At 70.0% G+C, this 15,582-nt stretch carries 17 protein-coding genes; 13 read left to right on the forward strand and 4 right to left on the reverse strand.

Annotated features, from left to right (window positions below):
• Positions 1-17 precede the first annotated feature (17 nt).
• The 10 genes from dapB (at position 18) to ACS5Q7_RS00465 (ending at position 9,177) form a co-directional block, all read left to right on the forward strand.
• The gene (gene dapB / locus ACS5Q7_RS00420) at positions 18-815 is read left to right on the forward strand and encodes a 4-hydroxy-tetrahydrodipicolinate reductase (protein WP_478337465.1); all 798 of its coding nucleotides are present in this window, start codon (positions 18-20) and stop codon (positions 813-815) included.
• A gap of 121 nt (positions 816-936) precedes the next feature.
• Positions 937-1,572: a 2,3-bisphosphoglycerate-dependent phosphoglycerate mutase gene (locus ACS5Q7_RS00425; RefSeq protein ID WP_478337466.1), complete on the forward strand. Its 636-nt coding sequence runs from the start codon at positions 937-939 to the stop codon at positions 1,570-1,572.
• Positions 1,569-2,219 (forward strand): alpha-ketoglutarate-dependent dioxygenase AlkB family protein, encoded by a 651-nt coding sequence (locus ACS5Q7_RS00430; RefSeq protein ID WP_478337467.1) that lies wholly within the window; start codon positions 1,569-1,571, stop codon positions 2,217-2,219. The genes ACS5Q7_RS00425 and ACS5Q7_RS00430 overlap by 4 nt, the downstream gene beginning before the upstream one ends.
• A 103-nt stretch (positions 2,220-2,322) precedes the next feature.
• Complete coding sequence (locus tag ACS5Q7_RS00435; protein ID WP_478337468.1) at positions 2,323-3,276, forward strand: hypothetical protein; 954 nt, start codon at positions 2,323-2,325, stop codon at positions 3,274-3,276.
• A gap of 65 nt (positions 3,277-3,341) precedes the next feature.
• Complete coding sequence (locus ACS5Q7_RS00440) at positions 3,342-4,235, forward strand: LysR family transcriptional regulator (protein WP_478337469.1); 894 nt, start codon at positions 3,342-3,344, stop codon at positions 4,233-4,235.
• Positions 4,236-4,337: 102 nt separating this feature from the next.
• The gene (locus ACS5Q7_RS00445; RefSeq protein WP_478337470.1) at positions 4,338-5,159 is read left to right on the forward strand and encodes a putative hydro-lyase; all 822 of its coding nucleotides are present in this window, start codon (positions 4,338-4,340) and stop codon (positions 5,157-5,159) included.
• 178 nt (positions 5,160-5,337) lie between these two features.
• Positions 5,338-6,609, forward strand: a complete 1,272-nt coding sequence (locus ACS5Q7_RS00450; protein ID WP_478337471.1) for an MFS transporter — start codon at positions 5,338-5,340, stop codon at positions 6,607-6,609.
• A 14-nt stretch (positions 6,610-6,623) separates the two neighbouring features.
• Positions 6,624-7,385 carry a LamB/YcsF family protein gene (locus ACS5Q7_RS00455; RefSeq protein ID WP_478337472.1) on the forward strand — a complete coding sequence of 254 codons (762 nt, stop codon included), beginning with the start codon at positions 6,624-6,626 and terminating at the stop codon, positions 7,383-7,385.
• The gene (locus ACS5Q7_RS00460) at positions 7,382-8,110 is read left to right on the forward strand and encodes a 5-oxoprolinase subunit B family protein (protein WP_478337473.1); all 729 of its coding nucleotides are present in this window, start codon (positions 7,382-7,384) and stop codon (positions 8,108-8,110) included. The genes ACS5Q7_RS00455 and ACS5Q7_RS00460 overlap by 4 nt, the downstream gene beginning before the upstream one ends.
• The gene (locus tag ACS5Q7_RS00465; RefSeq protein WP_478337474.1) at positions 8,107-9,177 is read left to right on the forward strand and encodes a 5-oxoprolinase subunit C family protein; all 1,071 of its coding nucleotides are present in this window, start codon (positions 8,107-8,109) and stop codon (positions 9,175-9,177) included. Before ACS5Q7_RS00460 ends, ACS5Q7_RS00465 begins: the two co-directional genes overlap by 4 nt.
• 112 nt (positions 9,178-9,289) lie before the next feature.
• Here ACS5Q7_RS00465 and ACS5Q7_RS00470 read toward each other — a convergent pair whose 3' ends face one another.
• Together ACS5Q7_RS00470 and ACS5Q7_RS00475 are read right to left on the reverse strand one after the other, a co-directional pair.
• The gene (locus ACS5Q7_RS00470; RefSeq protein ID WP_478337475.1) at positions 9,290-9,712 is read right to left on the reverse strand and encodes a hypothetical protein; all 423 of its coding nucleotides are present in this window, start codon (positions 9,710-9,712) and stop codon (positions 9,290-9,292) included.
• A 137-nt stretch (positions 9,713-9,849) separates the two neighbouring features.
• Positions 9,850-10,635, reverse strand: a complete 786-nt coding sequence (locus ACS5Q7_RS00475; RefSeq protein ID WP_478337476.1) for a hypothetical protein — start codon at positions 10,633-10,635, stop codon at positions 9,850-9,852.
• A 329-nt stretch (positions 10,636-10,964) separates the two neighbouring features.
• Here ACS5Q7_RS00475 and ACS5Q7_RS00480 point away from each other — a divergent pair, with 329 nt between their 5' ends.
• The 3 genes from ACS5Q7_RS00480 (at position 10,965) to ACS5Q7_RS00490 (ending at position 12,690) form a co-directional block, all read left to right on the forward strand.
• A complete protein-coding gene (locus ACS5Q7_RS00480; protein ID WP_478337477.1) occupies positions 10,965-11,999 on the forward strand; it encodes an aspartate-semialdehyde dehydrogenase in 1,035 nt (344 codons plus the stop codon).
• Positions 12,000-12,112: 113 nt separating this feature from the next.
• The gene (locus tag ACS5Q7_RS00485) at positions 12,113-12,400 is read left to right on the forward strand and encodes a ribbon-helix-helix domain-containing protein (protein ID WP_478337478.1); all 288 of its coding nucleotides are present in this window, start codon (positions 12,113-12,115) and stop codon (positions 12,398-12,400) included.
• Positions 12,401-12,429: 29 nt separating this feature from the next.
• The gene (locus ACS5Q7_RS00490; protein ID WP_478337996.1) at positions 12,430-12,690 is read left to right on the forward strand and encodes a type II toxin-antitoxin system RelE/ParE family toxin; all 261 of its coding nucleotides are present in this window, start codon (positions 12,430-12,432) and stop codon (positions 12,688-12,690) included.
• Between the two features lie 122 nt (positions 12,691-12,812).
• Here the strand turns inward: ACS5Q7_RS00490 and ACS5Q7_RS00495 are convergent, their stop codons facing one another.
• Entirely contained in the window at positions 12,813-13,532 is a 720-nt protein-coding gene (locus ACS5Q7_RS00495) for an ABC transporter ATP-binding protein (protein WP_478337479.1), read from the reverse strand.
• Positions 13,525-15,579 (reverse strand): branched-chain amino acid ABC transporter ATP-binding protein/permease, encoded by a 2,055-nt coding sequence (locus ACS5Q7_RS00500; protein WP_478337480.1) that lies wholly within the window; start codon positions 15,577-15,579, stop codon positions 13,525-13,527. Before ACS5Q7_RS00500 ends, ACS5Q7_RS00495 begins: the two co-directional genes overlap by 8 nt.
• Between the last annotated feature and the right edge of the window lie 3 nt (positions 15,580-15,582).

Genomic DNA, 15,582 nt, shown 5'->3' on the forward strand with positions numbered 1-15,582 from the left:
AGACGGACAGGTTGACGATGCGGCTCGTCGTGGTGGGCGCCGACGGGCGCATGGGGCGGATGCTGGTGCGCGCGGTGGCGCAGGCCGCGGGGTGCAGCCTCGCGGCCGCCATCGAGCGCGAGGGCTCGGCCGCCCTGGGGCAGGATGCCGGCACCCTGGCGGGCTTGCCGGCGATGGGCGTTCCGGTGACGGACGATCCGCTGCGGGCCTTCGCCGCCGCCGATGGCGTGCTCGACTTCACCACACCGGCCGCGACGGTGCATTTCGCCGAACTCGCGGCGCAGGCGCGGATCGTCCACATCGTGGGCACGACCGGCCTGTCGGAGGACGACCTCGCCAAGCTGAAGGCGGCCTCGTATCACGCGCGGATCGTGCGCTCGGGCAACATGTCCCTCGGCGTGAACCTGATGGCCGCCCTGGTCCGCAAGGTCGCGGAGACGCTCGGGGCCGAGTTCGACATCGAGATCCTGGAGATGCACCACCGGATGAAGGTGGACGCCCCCTCCGGCACGGCGCTCCTGCTGGGCGAGGCCGCCGCCGAGGGGAGGGGCGTCGACCTTCCTTCCGTGCGCGTCTCCACCCGCGACGGTCATACCGGCGCGCGCAAGCCCGGCGATATCGGCTTCGCGACCCTGCGCGGTGGTTCGGTCGTGGGCGACCACAGCGTGCTCTTCGCGGGCGCCGGCGAGACCTTGACCATCAGCCACCACGCCGCCGACCGGGGCCTGTTCGCCAACGGGGCGGTGAAGGCGGCGCTCTGGGCCCAGCCGAAGCCGCCGGGCCTGTATTCGATGGCGGATGTTCTCGACCTGTGAACGGCCACGCTCTTTTATAACCGCAAGCGGATCACCACCCTTTGGGCTCCGGCCCGGGCCTGATACGAGCCCGGGCGACAGCGGCACCCCGCCGCCGACACGAGACCGAAGAGACCTTATTATGGAGCGCCTGCTCGTCCTCGCTCGCCACGGCCAGAGCGAGTGGAACCTCAAGAACCTGTTCACGGGCTGGCGCGACCCCGGTCTCACCGAGCGTGGCGTCGAAGAGGCCGTGAAGGCCGGGCGCTGGCTGAAGGGCGAGGGCTACGGCTTCGACGTCGCCTTCACCTCGAATCTCGGCCGGGCCCAGCGCACCTGTGCCCTGATGCTCGAGGAAATGGGCCTTTCGAACATCGAGGTGCTCCGCTCGCAGGCCCTCAACGAGCGCGATTACGGCGATCTCTCCGGCCTCAACAAGGACGACGCCCGCGCCAAGTGGGGCGCGGAGCAGGTGCATACCTGGCGCCGTTCCTACGACGTGGCGCCCCCCGGCGGCGAAAGCCTGAAGGACACCGCCGCCCGCGTGCTGCCCTACTACATCGAGACCATCCTGCCCCGCGTCATGGACGGGCAGCGGGTGCTCGTCGCCGCCCACGGCAACTCCCTGCGCGCCCTGGTGATGGTGCTCGACCATCTCGGCCCGGCGACCATCGCCGGCCTGGAGATCGCCACCGGCGTGCCGCTGGTCTACCGCCTCAAAGGCGACACGACGGTGGCCTCGAAGTCCGTCCTGGAACGCGACATCGACGACGCGTGAGCGTCGAACTCCGCCCCGGCCTGATCCACTGTCCGGGCTTCCTCGATGAGGCGGCCCGGACGCGGCTGGCCGGGGAAGTCGCCGCGGTGCTGGCGACCGCGCCGCCCTTCACGCCCCGGATGCCGCGAACGGGCAAGCCGTTCTCCGTGCGCATGGGCAATGCCGGGCCGCTCGGCTGGGTGTCGGACGAGCGCGGCTACCGCTATCAGCCCCACCACCCCGAGACGGACGAGCCTTGGCCGCCGATCCCGCCCACCGCGCTCGCGGCCTGGGAAAGCCTGTCGCGCTACGAGGCGCCGCCGGAGGCCTGCCTCATCAACCTCTATGGCCCGGAGGCTCGCATGGGCCTGCATCAGGACCGGGACGAAGAGGATTTCGACGCGCCCGTCCTGTCCCTGTCGCTCGGCGCGCCGGCCCTGTTCCGCTACGGCGGCCTCGCCCGCACCGACCCAACCCGCTCGGTGCGCCTGATGCCCGGCGACGCGGTGGTGATCGGCGGCCCGTCCCGCCTGATCTTCCACGGGATCGACCGGATCTACCGGGAGCCCGGCCTGCTGGCGCAGGACCTCCTCGCCGGCTTCCTCCCGCCCGGCGGGCGCTGCAACCTCACCCTCCGGCGGGTGAGGCCGAGCCATGCGGTAACGTGAACCGCCGGAACCGGAATCGGTCGCTTGACTCCGGGCACGCCGCGTCGGACCCATCGTTCCTGTCCGTCCGCCATTGGACGGCAGGTGGAGAGCGTTGAGTTTCATGCCGTTGCGCGATCTCAGGTGGCCTCTCGCGGCGCTCGTCATGGCCGCCGGGCTCATGCCGGCCTCGGCGGCGGACAGGGTCTTTCCGGCGGGCTCCCGCTTCGGCTTCGAGCCGCCCTCGGACATGGTGCTGTCCAAACGCTTCTCCGGCTTCGAGCGGGAGGGGGGAGGCGCCACCGTCTCCGTGGTGGAATTGCCGCCGAACGCCTTCCCGGAACTCGTCAGCGGCTTCACCGATTCGAACCTGCTCAACCAGGGCTTCGCCGTCTCCAAGAAGGAGCCGATCAAGGTCGGTGACAACGAGGCGATGCTCTACGTCGGCGAGCAGCCGAGCGACCCGGCCAATCCCGGCCCGGCGATCCGCAAATGGATCACCGTCATCGGCACGCCGAGCGTAACCGGCCTGATCATCGCCCAGGCGACGCCGGAGGCCGAGACCGAGGAGACGATGCGCAAGCTCGTCACCGACATCACGGTTCGCGCGCCCCTCTCGCTGACGCAACAGGTCGATGCGCTGCCCTTCCGCATCGCCGACCCAGCGGGCTTCCGGCCGGTTCGCGTGCTGGCGGGCAATTCGGTCCTGCTGACCAAGGGTCCCAAGGACCAGATGCAGAACCTGGAACAGCCGATCCTGGTGATCGCCCAGGCCGTGCAGCCCCCGCCGACCGCCGAGCAGCGCGACGCCTTCGCCCGCGCGGCCCTCTACGCCAACCAGACGATGAAGGACTTCGTGATCGAGCGCGCCCAGAGCTATCGCTCGAACGGGGTCGATTGGCACGAGATCGTGGCGCGGGCGACCGACATGCCCACCAACAAGCAGGTGGTGGTGGCTCAGACGATCCGATTCAACCCGGATGGCTATCTGCGCGCCGTGGGCGTGGTGCGCGAGGACCAGCGGGACGGCGTGCTCGCCGCCTTCCGGCAGGTGGTGGACAGCATCCAGATCAAGTGAGACCCATCCGTCACCGGGGCCCAAGACCTGCATAGGTCCCGGTGACGGTGCCGGACGGTCGCGCGATGGCGGATTTCCGCAGCCTGGAAGTGTTTTACTGGGTCGCCACGCTCTCCAGCTTCCGCCGGGCGAGCGAGCAGGTGAACACGACTCAGCCCGCCGTCTCGCAGCGCATCGCCGCCCTGGAGCACGAGTTCGGCACCCTGTTCGAACGCCGCAGCCGCGATGTGGCGCTCACCGAGCGGGGCCGCGTGCTGCTCGGTTTCGCGGAACGCTTCCTCGCCCTGCAAGCCGAGATGGCCTCGGCCCTCGACGAGACCGGCCGCACCACGGGCACCCTGCGCCTCGGCGTCTCCGAGACCGTCGTCCATCTCTGGCTGTCGCGCTTCATCGAGCGGATGCGGGCGGTGCATCCGGGCATCAGCGTCGACATCACCGTCGACATCTCGCCGAACATGCAGGCGGCCCTGGTCGCCAACGAACTCGACCTCGCCTTCCTCGTCGGCCCGATCACCGTACCGAGCCTCGTGAACCGCCCGCTCTTCGCGGTGCCGGTCGCCTGGATCGCGGCCCCCGGCCTCGTGCCGGACGCGGAGCCCCTGAGCCTCGGGGCGCTGATGCGCCACCCCCTCGTCACCTATCCCCGCAACACCAGCCCCTACGTGGAGTTGCGCGACCTCGTGCTGAAGGCGAACCTCCTGCCGAGCCAGATCCACACCAGCGCGTCGCTCGCCACCATCGTGAAGATGGGCGTGGAGCGGCTTGGCATCTGCGTGATCCCGCCGGCCATCGTCCGGGACGAGCTGGCCTCCGGCGCCCTGCGCGTCCTGCCGACCGAGCAGGCGCTTTCGGACCTCACCTTCACCGCCACCCACGCCAAGCGCCCCGAGGGGCATTTCGTGGCCGATGCCGCCCGCATCGCGGAAGAGGTCGCGCGGGATTGGGCCGCCGCCCGATAAGGCCGGGTTATCGCCCGCCATTCGCAATGACGATTGGCGCGCAAAGCGGCAGGGTGGGATCGTGTCTCATAAGGCGGCAAATCGACCGCCCGACAGGGAGACATGCCGGTGATCGCGCAACCCGACGCCCCCCGTGCGGCCATGGCCTTCGACGATGCGCGCGCCGCCCGCCGGGCCATCCGCCACGGTGAATGGCGCGGCCACACCTCCGGCCTCGCCCCGGCCCACGTCCAGGGCAACCTCATGATCCTGCCGGCGGCGCTCGCCCCGGATTTCCAGCGCTTCTGCCAGCAGAACCCGAAGCCCTGCCCGGTGATCGGCGTCTCGCAGCCGGGCGCCCGCGACCTGCCCGCCCTCGGCACCGACCTCGACATCGCCACCGATGTGCCGGGCTACCGGGTCTACGAGCACGGCGCGCTGGTCGCGGAGGTCCCGGACCTGACGCCCTACTGGCGCGATGACCTCGTGACCTTCGTGCTCGGCTGCTCCTTCTCCTTCGAGGCGGCGCTGATCGAGGCGGGCATCCCCCTCCGCCACGTCGCGGAAGGGCGCAACGTCGCCATGTACCGGACATCGATGCCGACGGTGCCGGCCGGGCCGTTCCACGGTCCGCTGGTGGTCTCGATGCGGCCGATGAAGGCCGCCGACGCGATCAAGGCGGTGCAGGTGACGTCCCGTGTGCCCGCGGTCCACGGCGCGCCGGTCCATCTCGGAGACCCGAGCCTGATCGGCATCCGCGACATCGGCAAGCCCGATTTCGGCGACCCGGTCGCCATCTCGCCCGACGAGATCCCGGTCTTCTGGGCCTGCGGGGTGACGCCCCAGGCGGTGGCGATGGCCGCGCGCCTGCCCCTCTGCATCACCCATTCCCCCGGCTTCATGCTGATCACCGACCTGCTCAACCGGGACCTGCCGTACCGCTAGGGCGCCATCGCTGGCCCCAGCCCGTCATTGCGAGCGGAGCGAAGCAATCCAGGGAACCGCCACGTCCTGAAGCGTCCCGCTGCCCTGGATTGCTTCACTTCGCTCGCAATGACGGCGGAGACAAATGTCCCATTTGAAGAATGACCTGACCACCGATCCATCCTGAGGGAGCCAGACCATGTGGTTGAAAGACACGAGCCCGCCGGAGCGCCGGGTGTTGGGGGCGGCCTTCGCCGGATACGGCGTCGATGCCTTCGATTACATGGTCTATACCTTCCTCATCCCGACGCTTACCCTGGTGTGGGGGCTCACCAAGGTCGAGGCGGGCAACATCGCCACCGCCGCGCTCGTCACCTCGGCCATCGGCGGATGGGCCGCCGGTATCCTCGCGGATCGCTACGGCCGGGTGGTGATCCTCCAGGCCACCGTCGCGTGGTTCACCGTCTTCACGGTGCTCTCCGGCTTCACCCACTCCTACGAGCAATTGCTCGTCACCCGCGCCCTCCAGGGCTTCGGCTTCGGCGGGGAATGGTCGGTGGGTTCGGTGCTGATTGCCGAGACGATCCAGGCCCGCTACCGGGGCAAGGCGGTCGGGCTCGTGCAATCGAGCTGGGCGGTCGGCTGGGCCTGCGCGGCCATCGCCTTCTGGGCGGTCTTCGCCGTGGCCGAGCCGGCCCAGGCCTGGCGCATCCTGTTCTGGCTCGGGGCCGCGCCCTCGATCCTGATCTTCTGGATCCGCCGCAACATCGAGGACCCGGAGGTCTACCGGCAGACCCGCGCGGAGATGCGCATCGTCGGCGACGGCGGCAACTTCCTCGACATATTCTCCCGCGACCTCATCGGCCGCACGGCCCTGGCGAGCCTCCTCGCGACGGGGATGCAGGGCGGATACTACGCCGTCACCACCTGGCTGCCGACCTACCTGAAGACCGAGCGCAACCTCTCGGTGCTCAACACCAGCGGCTACCTGCTGATGCTGATCTTCGGCTCGTTCCTCGGCTACCTGACGAGCGCCTATCTTTCCGACCGGATCGGCCGCCGCAAGGGCTTCATCCTGTTCGGCTTCTGCGCGGGCGTTCTCGTGCTCGGCTACACGCTGATCCCGATCACCGACACGGCGATGCTGTTCCTCGGCTTCCCACTGGGCTTCTTCCTCTCCGGCGTGTTCTCCGGCATGGGCGCCTTCCTCAGCGAGCTGTTCCCGAGCCGGGTGCGCGGCTCGGCGCAGGGGTTCTGCTACAATTTCGGCCGGGCGACCGGCGCCGTCTGCCCCGCCCTCGTCGGTTTTCTCAGCGCGTCGCTGACGCTGGGCGTCGCCATCGGCGTCGTGGCGGCCTGCGCCTATTGCCTCGTGATCGTGGCGGCGCTTCTCTTGCCGGAGACGGCCGGGCGCGAACTCGACACACAGGTCGAGTCGCCCACCGAGCCTGCCCCGGCGGCGATAGCCTGAGTGGAGTGACGACAATGGCGAGCGTCGATCTCAACGCGGATCTCGGCGAGGGCTACGGGGCCTATGCCTGCGGCGACGACGCGGCGATGCTCGCCGTGGTCACCTCGGCCAACGTCGCCTGCGGCCTCCATGCCGGCGATCCCGAGATCATGGCGAGCACCTTCCGGCTCGCCAAGGAGAAGGGCGTGGCGGTGGGCGCCCATCCGGGCTTCCCCGACCTCTGGGGCTTCGGCCGGCGGCGGATGCCCTTCACCCCGGCCGAGATCGAGCGGCTGGTGGCCTATCAGGTCGGCGCCGCCGCTGCCCTCGCCGCCTATGCCGGCCACCGCATCACCTACGTGAAGGCCCACGGGGCGCTCGCCAACCTCGCCGCCGAAGACCGCGCCGTGGCCGATGCCATCGCGGGGGCGTTGCGGGCGGTGGACCGCAACCTCGCGCTGCTGGCCATCGCGCTCACCGCGCAGGTCCCGGCCGGCGAGGCGGCCGGCCTCGACGTGCATCAGGAGATCTTCGCGGATCGCGGCTACACCGAGGACGGGCAGCTCATTTCGCGCAGCCTTCCCGGCGCCCTCATCACCGACCAGGAAGAGGCGGCCAGCCGCGTTCTCTCCATGGTGCGGGAGGGCGCGATCCTCACCGCTTCGGGGAAGCACCTGCCGACACCGATCCGCTCGATCTGCGTCCACGGCGATTCGGCCCACGCGGTCGGCACCGCCCGCGCGGTGCGGGCGAAGCTGGAAGGCGCGGGCGTCACCCTCGCGCCGTTCAAGTCGTGAGCGCCGCGCCCCGCATCCTCGACGCGGGCGAGGCGGCCCTGGTGGTCGAGTTCGGCACGAGCGTCGATCCCGCGATCAGCGATCGCGTGCTCGCCCTCGACGACGCGCTCCTGGCCGACAGGCCGGAGGGCATCGCCGAGACCGTGCCGACCTACCGCTCGCTGATGATCCATTACGACCCGCTGGTCCTCGACCGGGACACCCTGGCGGGCCGCGTCCTGGCGCTCGCGGGCGGCGCGCCCCAGCGGGCCACGGCCCCGACCCGCTGGGTCCTGCCCTGCTGCTACGAGGCGCCCCACGGGGAAGACCTCGCGGCGGTTGCGGAGCAGATCGGCCAGTCGCCGGAGCAGGTCGCCGCGCTCCATGCGGGGGCGACCTTCCGGGTCTACATGTACGGCTTCGCGCCGGGCTTCGCCTATTGCGGCGGCCTGCCCGAGGCCCTGGCGGTGCCGCGTCGCCCCAGCCCGCGCCCGCCGCATCCGGCGAACGCGGTGATGATCGGCGGTGGCCTCGCGGCGGTCGCCACCGTGCCGATGCCGACCGGCTGGTACGTCCTCGGCGCGACGCCCTCGCGCCTCTACGCGCCGGAGCGGGAGGAGAGCTTCTTCGTGAGCCCCGGCGATTCCATGCGGTTCGAACCCATCGACGCGGCGACCTTCGCCCGGCTCGCGGAGCGCGAGGCGGCGGGCGAGCGGGTCGCCCGGCGGGAGGAGGGGGTTTCGTGAGCGTGCTGGCGATCGAGGCCGCCGGGCCCGGCGTGACCCTTCAGGACGGCGGCCGGAAGGGCTACCTCCGCTTCGGCATCACCGCCGCCGGGCCGATGGACCCGCTGATGTTCGCCACCGCCAACCGGGCGGTGGGCAACCCCCTCGACGCGACGGCGATCGAGGTCTCGACCGGCGGCCTCACCGTCACCGCGCCGGAAGGGCCGCTCGGCCTCGCCCTGGTCTCGGGCGGCTTCCGCGCCACCCTCGACGGCGAGGCTCTGCCGCCGGCCTGCGCGCTGACCCTCGAACCCGGCCAGATTCTCGCCGTGCGGGCGGGAAGCACCGGCGCCTGGGGCTACCTCGCCGTGGTGGGCCGGCTCGACGTGGCGCCGGTCCTCGGTGCGACGGCCACCCACACCCGCTCCGGCCTCGGCGGACTGGACGGGCGCGGGCTGCGGGCCGGGGATCGCCTCGGCGTGTCGGAAGGCCGCTCAGGCGACGGGGCGCCGCAGCGGCTGCTCACCCCCTGGCTCGACCGTGACCCGTCGCGGATCCGCGTCGTGCTCGGGCCGCAGGACGATTATTTCGCGGAGGATCAGGTCGCCGCCTTCCTCGCCGGCCCCTGGACGGTCTCGCCGCGCGGCGACCGGATGGCCTGCTTCCTCGACGGCACGCCGCTCACCCACGCGAAGGGCCACGACATCGTCTCGGACGGGGTGGCGATGGGGGCGATCCAGGTGCCGGGCAACGGCCTGCCGATCATCCTGATGGCCGACAGGCAATCGACCGGCGGCTATCCGAAGATCGCCACGGTGATCGGGCCGGATCTCGGGCGGCTGGCGCAGGCGCAGGGGGGCACGCGCATCGCGTTCTCACAGGTCTCCGTTGCGGAGGCCGTCGCCGCCCGCCGGGCCGAGGCGGAGGCCCTTCGCGGCGAGGTGCCGCGCGAGCCGCTGCTGCGCACGGATTTCCCGGCGGAATTCCTGCTCGGTCTGAACCTCGTCGGCGGCGTCACCGATGGGCGGGATGCTCCTCACCGTCATGGCGAGCGAAGCGACGCCGTCCAGGGAGCCGCCACATCCTGAAGCGTTCCGCTGCCCTGGGTCGCTTCGCTGCACCCGCGATGACGCTGGCGGACAACGAAAAAGGGCGCGGACCCTCTCGGATCCGCGCCCTGCGTTGGGAAACCGCCGAACCTTAGTACGGGCGGCCGTAGAGCGGCGAGGTCGGGTCGAGCCGGTCCACGAAGGAGAGGTCGACGTTGCGCACCGCGCTCGACCGGGCACCGATGAACGGGCCGTTGGTGATCGGATCGGGCAGGATGCCGGCGCCGTAACGGTCGCTCGGGCCGTAGGGCGGGGTCAGGGCGTTCGAGGCCGCGATCAGGTAGGGGTTCAGGGCCGGGTTGCGCGAGCCGCCGGCGCCGGGAACGCCGGAGGTCAGCGGGACATTGCCAGCATCGAGCCACGACCGCGGACGGACGCGGATCGGGAGCGGGCGGCTGACGCTGTAGAACGGGCCGCGGGCGAAGCCGTCCTGCGCCTGAGCCGGCGCGGCGGACACGGCGGAAAGGCCGGCGACGGTGAGGGCGCCCAGGAGGGCGATCTTGAGGGAGCGCATGGCCGTCCTTCGGATGAGAGTGCCATCATTGTGGCGGCCGAAGCTTAACAGTTCGCCGCCCTTGTGGAGAAGACGTCTGACACCTGCCATGGTTCCGCTCGAACGGCCGCGCTTGTGCGATTTGCCACATTAGCGCCTCAATTTTTGGTGGACGACCGCCGCCGCTCGATGGAGCCCGTGCGTCCGGCCGGGTCGGCGGCCATCACGCCGGAAGATTCGCAGGCGCTGCGCGCCTTCGCCTGCCGGAACAGCGCGCTCGCGCTTGGGTCGGATTGATCGTCAAAATCCAGGGCATCGAGGGTGCAGGCCACGGCATTCGGCTCGGCCGCACCGCCGAGCGGAGCGCACAGGAACCCGTCGATCCGCAACCCTGCCTGGGCCAGGACGAAACCGGTGCAGGTGCGGGTGGTGGGACCGGAGAGGGTCGCCTCCGCGATCTCCGCCGGTCCGAAGCGGGTCGCGACGACGCCGCGCGGCACGACCCGCGAGACCGACAAGGGCAATTCCCCCCGCGCGGCGAGCGCCGCCCGCCGGGCCACGAGGACGAAGAGGCCCGGCGCGCGCTCGGCGCCGATGCCCCGCGTCACGGCGAGCCGCAGCACGGGCGCCTCGATGGCGGCGAAGTTGCCGCGCCCGAGCACGTCCTCGCGCAGGCCGGTCTTCGGGTCGATGCGGCCGGGTTCGACGCGCACGGGATCGATGCCGGGCTCGTTCAGGCGCAGCGGTGCCGTGCCGACGATGGCAGGCACCTCGCTCGTCCGGTTGAGCACCGGCACGGGCACCGGGGCGGCAGGCATCCTCACCGCGAGGACGATGAGCGCCACGATCAGGGCCGCCGCCGCGACGCGGACGGGCAGGCCGATCGCGGAGAACCCGCGCTCGGACCGCTCGTCGTCGGCGTCGTCGATGGCTCCGATCCGCATGTCGTCCCCGTATCCTCCGGCCCTGCGGCCGGGGCCAACCTGCACGGGGCGAAACAACCGAAGGGTTTCCGGCACGGGCCTTTCGCGGGACAGGGTGAATCCACCCTTGCCGTTGCTGCGGCGCGGCAATGCGGCCTTGACAGGCCCCCGGCTTCCTGTGCCTTGCTGGCGCCCTGGCCGTCGATGCCGGCCCCGCTGGGGACCGGATCCGCGGCCGCGCTCATTTGGGGCGAGACGGACCGGCGCGAACGATCCCGCCGCCGGCATGAACCCGAGGAGAGGCGCAACCCCCCGGATCGTTCGGGGTCCTGAACGCGCGGAGACGAGAGATGGGTTACAAGGTCGCCGTCGTCGGCGCCACGGGCAACGTGGGCCGCGAGATGCTCGATATCCTGGCCGAGCGGGCTTTCCCCGCCGACGAGGTCGTGGCGCTGGCCTCGCGCCGCAGCCAGGGCCAGGAGGTCTCCTTCGGCGACAAGACCCTGAAGGTCAAAACCCCCGACTCCTACGATTTCTCCGACACGGACATCTGCCTGATGTCGGCCGGCGGCGAGGCCTCCAAGGAGTGGTCGCCGCGCATCGGCAGCCAAGGCTGCGTCGTGATCGATAACTCGTCGGCCTTCCGCTACGACGCGGACGTGCCGCTGATCGTGCCCGAGGTGAACGCCGACGCCGTCGCCGGCTTCACCAAGCGCAACATCATCGCCAACCCGAACTGCTCGACGGCCCAGCTCGTCGTCGCCCTGAAGCCGCTGCACGACGCGGCGACGATCAAGCGCGTCGTGGTCTCGACCTATCAGTCGGTCTCCGGCGCCGGCAAGGAGGCGATGGACGAGCTGTTCCAGCAGACCCGCGCCGTCTTCACTGCCGGCGAGATCAAGCAGGGCGGCAAGTTCACCAAGCGCATCGCCTTCAACGTGATCCCGCACATCGATGTCTTCATGGAGGACGGGTACACGAAGGAAGAGTGGAAGATGGTCGCCGAGACCAAGAAGATGCTCGACCCGAAGATCAAGCTCACGGCCACCGCCGTGCGCGTGCCGGTCTTCATCGGCCATGCCGAGGCGGTGAACGTCGAATTCGAGCGGCCCCTGTCGGCCGAGCGGGCGACCGAGATCCTGCGCGCAGCGCCGGGCATCCTGGTGATCGATAAGCGCGAGAACGGCGGCTACATCACCCCGCACGAGGCGGCGGGCGAGGACGCCACCTACATCTCCCGCATCCGCGAGGACGCGACGATCGAGAACGGCCTGAACTTCTGGTGCGTCTCGGACAACCTGCGCAAGGGCGCCGCTCTCAACGCGGTGCAGATCGCCGAGGTGCTGGTGAACCGCAAGCTCATCAAGGCGAAGTCGGCGGCGTAGGCACTCAACTCTCCCTTCTCCCTGGCGGGGGAGGGGAGATCGCTTGACCGTTGTCCCGCATGGCCGCGTCATACGAAGTATGATAACGTATGAGTCCTTTTGGGAGGCGGATCATGCCGGACCTTGAGCGTCTGACGGTCACTGTGCCGACCGAGATGGCAGTCAGCATCAGGAACGCGGTCGAGGCCGGCGATTACGCCTCGACGAGCGAAGTCATGCGGGCCGCCCTGCGGGATTGGAAGACCAAGCGCGCCCTCCAATTGGACGAGTTGGCGGCGCTCAAGGCCGATATCGACCGGGGCCTCGCCGATGTGGCTGCAGGGCGTGTCAGGGACTTCGACCCCGATCGCATCGTTGCGCGGGGGAAGAAGCTATTAGCCGACCGCTCGTCCTCCGTCTGACCGAGGCGGCGGAAGCCGATCTCGCTTCGATCTGGAGCTACCTCGCATCCGAAGCATCGGAGGACGTGGCCAACCGGCTGATCGGCCGTATCGACGGCGCGTGTCGGTCGGCCTGCCAATTTCCGGATTCGGGACCGGCTCGCGCGGCCCTGGCCATGGGGCTGCGCGTGACGTTCGAGGGTCGGTACGCGATCTATTACACCCATGACGAGGTCGCGCTCACGGTCGTACGTGTGCTGCACGGTGCCCGCGATCTCGCCGCGCTCGTGAACCGGGGCACCTTCACCTGAGCGTCCCCCGTCATTGCGAGCTAGGCGAAGCAATCCAGGGTAGCGGGGCGTTTCAGAACGTAGCGCGTCCCTGGATTGCTTCGCTGCGCTCGCAATGACGGCGTGGGGTGCAGGGCGGCGCGCTAATGCCCGCCGAGATAAGCCGCGCGCACCGCCGGATCGTTCTTCAGCTGAGCCGCCGGGCCCTGGAAGCGGATGCGGCCGTTCTCCAGCACGTAGGCATGATCCGCCACGCCCAGCGCCGCCATGGCGAACTGCTCCACGAGGAGCATCGTCACCTTCTCTTCCTTCAGCTGGCGGATGATACGAAAAACCTCCTCCACAAGCTTGGGGGCGAGGCCCATCGAGGGCTCGTCGAGGAGGAGGATTTCCGGCTTCAGCATCAGCGCCCGGCCCATGGCCAGCATCTGCTGCTCGCCGCCCGAGAGGGTGCCCGCGAGCTGGGTGCGGCGCTCCTTCAGGCGTGGGAACAGGGCGAAGGCGCGGTCGCGGTCGGCGGCGATGTCGCCCTTCGGCCGGGAGCCGGTCAGGCGCGGGAAGGCGCCGAGCGTCAGGTTGTCCTCGACGGAGAGCGTCGGGAACACCCGGCGCCCCTCCGGCGAATGGGCCAGCCCCTCACGGGCGACATCGTGGCTTTCGAGGCCGGCGATGTCCTTGCCGTTCAGGCAGATCGTGCCCGAGCGCGGGCGGATCATGCCCGAGAGCGCTCGCATCGTCGTCGTCTTGCCGGCCCCGTTGGAGCCGATCAGCGTGACCACCTGGCCCTTCGGCACCTGAAAGGTCAGGCCGTGCAGCACCTCGACCAGGCCGTAGCCGGCGTGGAGACCCTGGACCTCAAGCATGGGCGGTCTCCGCAGCGGTGCCGCCCATTTCGCCGGGGGCGCCGAGATAGGCTTCGATCACCTTTGGGTCCGCCTGCACCTCGCGGGCGCCGCCCTCGGCGATCTTGTGGCCGAAATCGAGGACGCTCACCCGGTCGCAGAGACCCATGACCACGTCCATGTGGTGCTCGATCAGGATGACGGTGATGCCCGCATCCCGGATCTTGCGGATGATCGCCACGAGGTCGGCGATGTCCGGCGCCGTCAGGCCCGCCGCCGGCTCGTCCAGCAGCAGCAGCACCGGATCGAGCGCCAAGGCGCGGCCGATCTCGAGAAGGCGCTGCTTGCCGTAGGGGAGGTTGCGCGCCTCCGTCTGCGCCAGGGCATGCAGCCCCATGAAGTCGAGGATCGCCATGGCGCGGGCGCGCGCCTCGCGCTCCTCCCGGCGACGCCGGGGCGTGCCGAGGATCGCGTCGAACAGCGTGCCCTTGAAGGTGTGGTGGAGGCCGACCAGCACGTTCTCCAGCGCGGTCATCTCGCGAAAGAGCTGCACGTTTTGGAAGGTCCGCGCCACACCCGAGAGGGCGATCTCGGAGGGCGTGCGCCCGTCGATGCGCTGGCCGCCCGCCACGGCGAGCGTCACCGAGCCGGCCGTGGGTTTGTAGATGCCGGTGAGCACGTTCATCATCGTGCTCTTGCCCGAGCCGTTCGGGCCGATGAGCCCGTGGATCGTGCCGGGCTTCACCGTCAGGTCGACGCCGGCGAGCGCCTTCAGGCCGCCGAACTGCATCAGCGCCTGATCGACCTTGAGGAGCACGTCCGCCCCGGCATCGCCGCGCTGGGCGATGAGGGCCGAGCCCTCGGCGGCGACGCTGCGCCCCTCGCCGGTATGAGCCGGGCGCAGCGCCGGGATCATCTGGCGCAGGAAGCCGACGATCCCGTCCGGCAGGTAATAGACCACGAACAGGATCAGCAGGCCGAACACCGTCAGGCGGAAGTCGGTCACGGATTCCATGGCCATCGTGGCCGGGAAGAACAGGATGCAGAGCGCGACGGGGATGAGGATCGCGAAGCGGTTCTCACGCTTGCGCAGGAAGGCCTGCGCACCGACGATCACGGCGGCGACCGCGATGATGCCGGCCATGATCCGCACGAGGCTGATATCCGCCAGGATGTTCGGCATCATCACGATGATCACCGAGCCGATCAGCGGCCCGGAGCGCGATTTGCGCCCGCCCATGGTGACGGCGAGCAGGAACAGCACCGTCAGTTCGAAACTGTAGGTATTCGGCGAGACGTAGCGCTCGGACCACGAGAACAAGGCACCCGCGAGCCCGGCGAGACCCGCCGAGACCACGAAGGCATAGACCTTGTAGCGGTAGACCGAGACGCCCATGCAATCACAGGCGATGGGGGAGTCGCGCAGCGCCTCGAAGGCGCGGCCGAAGGGCGAGCGCACCACGCGGTTCACCAGCACGATGGTGGCGAGCAGGCAGGCGCAGACGAGGTAATAGAACTCGAGCTTGCGGCCGGCGGAGCCCCAGGGGGCCTGCATCCCGATCAGCGAGAAGTCGAGGACGCGCACCGGGGGCAGGGTGATGCCGAGCGGGCCATTGGTGATCGGCGTCAGCTCGTTGATGAAGATCTGGATGATCGTGCCGAAGGCCAGCGTCACCATGGCGAGGTAGGGGCCGCTCACCCGCAACGCCGGCACCGCCAGGATGGCGCCGAAGGCCGCCGTCAGCCCGATCCCAGCCACGAGGCCGAGCCAGATGCCGATCTTGAAGTGGAAGAACAGCGCCGCCGCCGCATAGGCGCCGATGCCGAACAGGCCGGCATGGCCGAGGGAGACCTGGCCCGTATAGCCGACGACGATGTCGAGGCCGAGGATCAGGATGGCGTAGATCGCGATCACGATCATCAGGTGCACGTAGTAGGTGCTCGTGACGACGTGCGGGAAGCCGGCAAGGAAGGCGACGAGCAGGAGCCCGCCGACCCAGCCGATGCCACGGCTCATGGAAGGGGTGGCGGCGGGCTCTGCCGCCGGCGCGAGGGCGCTGTTCGCCATGGC

This window comes from Methylobacterium sp. Gmos3, assembly GCF_056430985.1.

Coding starts and splice junctions, on each gene's coding strand:
- ACS5Q7_RS00500 (WP_478337480.1), bottom strand. CDS start 15,579: ATGGCGAACAGCGCCCTCGCGCCGGCGGCAGAGCCCGCCGCCACCCCT.
- ACS5Q7_RS00435 (WP_478337468.1), top strand. CDS start 2,323: ATGCCGTTGCGCGATCTCAGGTGGCCTCTCGCGGCGCTCGTCATGGCC.
- ACS5Q7_RS00440 (WP_478337469.1), top strand. CDS start 3,342: ATGGCGGATTTCCGCAGCCTGGAAGTGTTTTACTGGGTCGCCACGCTC.
- ACS5Q7_RS00475 (WP_478337476.1), bottom strand. CDS start 10,635: ATGCGGATCGGAGCCATCGACGACGCCGACGACGAGCGGTCCGAGCGC.
- ACS5Q7_RS00495 (WP_478337479.1), bottom strand. CDS start 13,532: ATGCTTGAGGTCCAGGGTCTCCACGCCGGCTACGGCCTGGTCGAGGTG.
- ACS5Q7_RS00470 (WP_478337475.1), bottom strand. CDS start 9,712: ATGCGCTCCCTCAAGATCGCCCTCCTGGGCGCCCTCACCGTCGCCGGC.
- ACS5Q7_RS00485 (WP_478337478.1), top strand. CDS start 12,113: ATGCCGGACCTTGAGCGTCTGACGGTCACTGTGCCGACCGAGATGGCA.
- ACS5Q7_RS00455 (WP_478337472.1), top strand. CDS start 6,624: ATGGCGAGCGTCGATCTCAACGCGGATCTCGGCGAGGGCTACGGGGCC.
- ACS5Q7_RS00480 (WP_478337477.1), top strand. CDS start 10,965: ATGGGTTACAAGGTCGCCGTCGTCGGCGCCACGGGCAACGTGGGCCGC.
- ACS5Q7_RS00450 (WP_478337471.1), top strand. CDS start 5,338: ATGTGGTTGAAAGACACGAGCCCGCCGGAGCGCCGGGTGTTGGGGGCG.
- dapB (WP_478337465.1), top strand. CDS start 18: ATGCGGCTCGTCGTGGTGGGCGCCGACGGGCGCATGGGGCGGATGCTG.
- ACS5Q7_RS00425 (WP_478337466.1), top strand. CDS start 937: ATGGAGCGCCTGCTCGTCCTCGCTCGCCACGGCCAGAGCGAGTGGAAC.
- ACS5Q7_RS00445 (WP_478337470.1), top strand. CDS start 4,338: ATGCCGGTGATCGCGCAACCCGACGCCCCCCGTGCGGCCATGGCCTTC.